The organism is Pseudomonas emilianonis (assembly GCF_023072625.1).
Taxonomy (GTDB): Bacteria; Pseudomonadota; Gammaproteobacteria; order Pseudomonadales; family Pseudomonadaceae; genus Aquipseudomonas; species Aquipseudomonas paraveronii.
Genome location: NZ_JAKNRV010000550.1, coordinates 1 through 2,422 on the forward strand (window position 1 = coordinate 1; position 2,422 = coordinate 2,422).

2 protein-coding genes and 1 pseudogene are annotated in these 2,422 nt (G+C 63.3%); 1 reads left to right on the forward strand and 2 read right to left on the reverse strand.

Annotated elements, in window-relative coordinates; genetic code table 11:
• A pseudogene (locus L9Z73_RS29155) lies at positions 1–792 on the forward strand (ribonuclease E); the annotation flags it as partial.
• Positions 793–968: 176 nt separating this feature from the next.
• Here the strand turns inward: L9Z73_RS29155 and L9Z73_RS29160 are convergent.
• Positions 969–1,553: a nucleotidyltransferase family protein gene (locus tag L9Z73_RS29160; RefSeq protein ID WP_247408327.1), complete on the reverse strand. Its 585-nt coding sequence runs from the start codon at positions 1,551–1,553 to the stop codon at positions 969–971.
• Positions 1,550–2,422, reverse strand: an 873-nt coding sequence (locus tag L9Z73_RS29165; protein ID WP_247408329.1) for an XdhC family protein, incomplete at its 5' end; no start/stop codon positions are given. The genes L9Z73_RS29160 and L9Z73_RS29165, both read right to left, overlap by 4 nt.

The following is a 2,422-nucleotide window of genomic DNA, read 5'->3' on the forward strand; positions in this document are numbered from 1 at the left end:
GAACTGGCTGCCGGCCTGGCCGTTACCGCTGCCGTTGCCAGCTCGGTCATCAGCGCACCTGCCGAAGCCCAGGCTCACGAGCAGGCTGAACGCGCCACTGCCGCCGTCGAAGAAACCGTTGCGGTAGAGGCACCAGTCGCCGAGACCCCAGTGGTTGAAGCACCGGTCGTAGAAGCAACTACCCCGATCGAAGCCCCAGTGGTTCCGGCAGTGGAAGTTGCGGCGGTTCGCGAAGCCCAACCAGAAGCCGAAGTAGTTGCTGCGAAGCCTGCCCCGGTGGTTGAGCCACAGCCAGTGGTTGAAGCCGTTGTAGAAACACCGGTTGTCGAAGAAGCCGCCCCGGCCGTGCGTGAAGTTCGCGAAGAACAGACCGCCTTCCAGTGGACAGCCGAACCTGCCGCCCCGGTTGAAGCGCCCGCCCCTGCCCCTGTGGTAGAAGCAGCGCCAACCCCGGTTGCCGAAGTGGTTGAAGCCGCTCCGGTAGCGGTTGCCGAGCCTGCGCCAGTGGTTGAAGCACCCGTCGTTGCCGAAGCCGCCGCCCCGGTGGTTGAAGCCGCACCGGCCATTGCCTTGACCGAAAACGGCCGTGCGCCGAACGACCCACGTGAAGTGCGCCGTCGCCGCAAGGAAGCCGAAGCTGCCGCCGCTGCTGCCGCTGCCGCACCGGCTGTCGCCGAAGTGGTCGAGCACACTGCCCCAATCGTCGACGAGACCCCGCGTTCCGTTGAAGAAGTGGCAGAGCACCACCCAAAGGCCCTGGAAGAAGAGCACGAGCCTAAACCTCTCGTCTGATTCCATCCGCCACTAAAAAGCCCCGCCTGATCACTCAGGCGGGGCTTTTTTATGCCAACAGATTCTGAAAACACCGAAGATTCAATGTGGGAGGGGGCTTACCCCGATGGCGGTGGGCCAGTCAACACATCTGGTGACTGATACATCGCAATCGGGGGCAAGCCCCCTCCCACATTTCAGAGCGGTTTGAAATCCAACAGATGCGGCAGATCTACATCCCAGAGTACGCCGGGATCGCTTACCTGGATCTCACTCACTTCCCCCTGGGCAAATAGTGGCTTGGCCCCGCGATCCCCCTTCAACGCCATCAACGCCGGCCCGAACGCTCGTCCAAACGCAACCGGATGCCCATACTGGCCGGCATGCACCGGCACGCTGATACCGTCTATGCGCTCCAACACCCGTTCAATGCTGGACGGCAGAATGAACGGCATATCACCCAGCACCACCAGCCAGCCATCGCTGGAACCACTGGCCGCGACCGCCGCGGCAATGCTGTCGCCCATTCCGGCCGAGCACAGCTGCACTACCTCGCAGCCATGGGCCTGCGCCAGACGAATAACTTCAAGCCGATCGGGCGAGGTCACCACCACGCGCTTTACAGCGCACGCCGGCAAATTCACCAGCACCTGCTCGATCACCGGCCGCACTACAGCGTCACGGCCCACGCAGTCAGCCAGCAACTTATCCTGATCAGCCCCGGCTGCAGCGCGAAAACGACTGCCCTGCCCCGCCGCCAGCACAATCACAGTGACGCTCATTCAACCTGCACCGGCATCGGCTTTTTCTGCAGCGGTGCCACGCCGTTCTTGATCGCGACAATTTCCGCCAGCAACGACAGGGCAATCTCCGCGGGTGTATGGCTGCCGATATGCAAACCAATCGGCCCATGCAGCCGCGCAATCGCCTGCGCAGACAACCCCAGCGCCGCCAGGTTTTCCCGGCGTTTACGGGTGTTGACCCGCGAACCCAGCGCGCCGATATAGAACGCGCTGGAGTTCAATGCCGTCAGCAACGCCATATCGTCCAGGCGCGGATCGTGGGTCAGGCAGACGATAGCCGTGCGTTCGTCGGTCTGGATGTTCAGCACCGCTTCATCAGGCATACCGGGCACAAAGCGGCCGTGCTGCTCTTCCCAGCCATACACGAACTCTTCACGCGGGTCGCAGATCAGCACTTCGAAATCCAGCAACCGCGCCATTTGCGCCACATAGCGTGACAGCTGCCCGGCGCCGATCAACAGCAGGCGCCAGCGCGGGCCATAAATGGCGCGCAAGCGCTCGCCGTCGAAGGTCACCACGTCGGTCTTGCTCGCAGCGCTCAAGCGCACATTGCCGGTGGCCAGGTCCAACTCGCGAGCGACGATTTCATGGGCTTCACAGCGCGCCAGCAACTCGGCCACCCACTGCCACTCCATCACGCGCTCTTCGGTCAGGCGCAGGGTGCCGCCACACGGCAGGCCAAACCGCGCCGCTTCATCGCGCGTCACGCCGTAGGTCACCAACTGCACCGGTGGCCCGTCATCCGCCAACCGACCATCCTGCAAACGCGCAATCAAGTCATCTTCAATGCAGCCGCCGGACACCGAGCCAATCACTACCCCGTCACCGCGCAAGGCCAGCATGGCCCC